General features: G+C 38.0%; 4 protein-coding genes. 3 read left to right on the top strand and 1 reads right to left on the bottom strand.

Translation table 11 applies throughout. The features are described 5' to 3' along the window. The 3 genes from ACLTU0_RS11495 to folD all read left to right on the top strand — a co-directional run. The coding region (locus tag ACLTU0_RS11495) for a DNA translocase FtsK (protein WP_412322569.1) at window positions 1-146 on the top strand (146 nt) is incomplete at its 5' end. After that, window positions 133-2,097, top strand: a complete 1,965-nt coding sequence (locus ACLTU0_RS11490) for a YgiQ family radical SAM protein (RefSeq protein ID WP_412294391.1) — start codon at window positions 133-135, stop codon at window positions 2,095-2,097. The genes ACLTU0_RS11495 and ACLTU0_RS11490, both read left to right, overlap by 14 nt. Next, entirely contained in the window at window positions 1,991-2,827 is an 837-nt protein-coding gene (gene folD / locus ACLTU0_RS11485) for a bifunctional methylenetetrahydrofolate dehydrogenase/methenyltetrahydrofolate cyclohydrolase FolD (RefSeq protein WP_337600177.1), read from the top strand. The genes ACLTU0_RS11490 and folD overlap by 107 nt, the downstream gene beginning before the upstream one ends. Window positions 2,828-2,873: 46 nt before the next feature. Here the strand turns inward: folD and ACLTU0_RS11480 are convergent. Further along, window positions 2,874-3,230: sensor histidine kinase (locus tag ACLTU0_RS11480; protein WP_412322567.1), on the bottom strand; the 357-nt coding region annotated here is incomplete at its 5' end.

Raw genomic sequence — 3,230 nt, 5'->3', positions numbered from 1 at the left:
TGGGTTATTCAAGAGCCGGACGTATCATAGATCAAATGGAGGCAAGAGGGATAATATCAGGTGCAAACGGCTCAAAACCAAGAGATGTGCTTGTGAGTCACGCCGATTTATCACGACCGGAGAATGAAGAATATGAAGAAGGTTGATTTTCTTCCTGTTTCAAAGGAAGATATGGATAAAAGAGGTTGGAAACAACTTGACTTTTTATATATTGTCGGAGATGCGTATGTAGACCATCCGAGTTTTGGACATGCCATAATATCACGCGTGCTTGAAAGCCACGGATATAAGGTAGGTATAGTTGCCTTGCCTGATTGGCATAAAATAGATGATTTTGTACGAATGGGACGACCTAAACTCGGAGTGCTTGTATCGGCAGGAAATATTGACAGTATGGTAAATCACTATACTGCCGCAAAAAAACGCAGACATGACGATATGTATGCACCCGGCGGAAAGGGCGGTATGCGTCCCGACAGAGCAACACTTGTGTATTGTAACAGAATTAAAGAGGCTTTCGGCTCTGATATGCCGATACTTATCGGCGGAGTTGAGGCAAGTCTTAGAAGATTTGCTCATTATGATTATTGGGATGATAAGATTAGACGTTCGATTTTGTTTGACTCTCGTGCAAGTATTTTGATGTACGGTATGGGTGAGAAACAAATTGTACGAATAGCCGATAAACTTAGGGACGGTGTGCCTGTAAATGAAATTACGGATATACCGGGAACATGCTATATATCATCTGAATATGATGAACAAAATTCCGTTCTTATTCCGAGTTATGAAGAATGTATAGAAAGTAAAAGTAAATATGCTGTATCGTGCAGACTGCAGTATTATGAGCAGAATCCGTATATAGGAAAAACACTCGTGCAAAAGCACGGTGACAAATATCTTATACAAAATCCGCCTATGCCGCCGCTTGAAACGGACGAACTTGACGAAGTGTATGCACTTCCGTATATGAAAAATTATCATCCGATGTATGAAAAAGACGGCGGTATTCCTGCAATACAGGAAGTTAAATTTTCGCTTGCCGCAAACAGAGGTTGTTTCGGAAGTTGTAACTTCTGCGCTTTGGCTTTTCATCAAGGCAGAATTGTCACTTCAAGAAGTGATGAATCTCTTATAAAAGAAGCGGAAGAAATGACAAAAATGCCTGATTTTAAGGGCTATATACACGATGTCGGAGGTCCGACCGCTAATTTCAGAGGACCTGCCTGTAAAAAACAACTGACACTAGGTGCTTGTAAAAATAAGCAGTGCTTATTTCCGGAGCCTTGCAAGAATATGGATATTTCACATAAGAAGTACCTTAATTTGCTTAGAAAACTTCGTGCTATAAAGGGCGTTAAAAAGGTGTTTATTCGTTCGGGAATACGTTTTGACTATCTTATAAACGACAAGGACGATACGTTTTTCTATGAATTGTGTAAATATCATGTAAGCGGTCAGCTTAAAGTTGCACCGGAACATATCAGTGACAATGTTTTGAAATATATGGGTAAGCCCGAAAACAGCGTGTTTAATAAGTTCTCGGATAAGTTTTATCAGATAAATGAGAAAATAGGCAAAAAACAGTATCTTGTGCCGTATCTTATGTCAAGTCACCCCGGAAGTACAATTCGTGACGCGGTACGTTTGGCGGAATATTTGCATGAACACAATATAAATCCGCAACAAGTACAAGACTTTTATCCTACACCGGGAACAATATCAACTTGTATGTTTTATACAGGAATAGACCCGTTTACAATGAAAAAAGTTTATGTGCCGAAAACTCCGCATGAAAAATCGGTACAACGTGCATTGTTGCAATACAGAAATCCCGAAAATTACAAACTTGTTTACGAAGCACTTACTAAGATAGGAAGAACAGACTTAATAGGCTATCAGAACAGATGTCTTATCAGACCGCCAAAGGGCGATATACTATCTAATAATCAAAAGAAAAATAGGAGGAATGACAATGGCAAAGCTATTAATGGGAAAGGAAGTTTCGGCAAGAATAAAGGCAGAACTCAAGACAGAAGTAGAAAATCTGAAAAAAGAGGGAATAAATCCGGGGTTAGCCGTAATCATCGTAGGTGAAGACCCTGCAAGTCAGGTATATGTAAGAAATAAAGAACGTGCTTGTGAAGAATGCGGAATATATTCGGAGAAGTACGCACTTCCTGCAGAAACAACTCAAGAAGAACTATTAAAGCTTATAGATGAACTTAATAATAAGAGCAGTATTTCGGGTATTTTGGTACAATTACCTGTTCCTAAACATATTGATGAAAAGACGATTATTAATGCAATAGCACCAAATAAAGACGTTGACGCATTTCATCCTGTAAACGTAGGTAAAATTATGGTAGGCAATTATGATTTTGTACCTTGTACACCTGCCGGTGTAATGGAGCTTATAAAAGAAAGCGGTATAGATGTAAGCGGTAAAGAATGTGTTATAGTCGGCAGAAGTAATATTGTCGGCAAACCGCAAGCAATGCTGCTTTTACATCAAAACGGTACAGTTACAATATGCCATTCAAAGACAAAGAATCTTGCTGAAAAAACAAAAAATGCAGATATTCTTGTAGCGGCAGTCGGTATACCTAACTTTATTAAAGGTGATATGATAAAGGAAGGTGCTGTTGTAATTGATGTTGGTATAAACAGACTTGAAAATAAGAAACTATGCGGTGATGTTGAATTTGAAAGTGCCGAAAAGGTTGCGGGTGCAATAACTCCTGTTCCGGGCGGTGTAGGTCCTATGACTATCGCTATGCTTATGAAAAATACAGTTAAAGCCGCAATATTAAATAAATCAAAATAATGACACAACAAAGCAGGCAAGCCGTAAAATAGGCTTGCCTGTGATTTTATTGTTCTTTTTTGGGAATAGTTACGTACACATCAGTACCGACACCGACTGTTGATTCAACGTGTATTCCGTAGCTGTCACCGAATATAATTTTAATTCTTTGATTTACATTTGAAAGGCCTATATGCGATTTTTCGTTTGTAAAAGATGTCTCGGAAAGAGTTTTATTTAATTCATCAAGAGCGTCTTTTTCAATTCCGATACCGTCATCACTGACGATGAGGATAATATTGTTGTCGTCACACAAGCCTTTGATTTTTATTAAGCCTTTATCATTTTTCTGCTTTATTCCGTGATAAACGGCATTTTCAATAATAGGTTGCAAACAGATTTTTATAATCGTATATGATAAAAT

Source organism: Hominilimicola sp., assembly GCF_046972485.1.
In the GTDB taxonomy this organism is placed as follows: domain Bacteria; phylum Bacillota; class Clostridia; order UBA1381; family UBA1381; genus Hominilimicola; species Hominilimicola fabiformis.
This window is presented reverse-complemented; position numbering and strand designations above follow the sequence as displayed.

What these genes read in the sequence shown, in the direction of transcription:
- ACLTU0_RS11490 (WP_412294391.1), top strand. Translation starts at nt 133, where the DNA reads ATGAAGAAGGTTGATTTTCTTCCTGTTTCAAAGGAAGATATGGATAAA.
- folD (WP_337600177.1), top strand. Translation starts at nt 1,991, where the DNA reads ATGGGAAAGGAAGTTTCGGCAAGAATAAAGGCAGAACTCAAGACAGAA.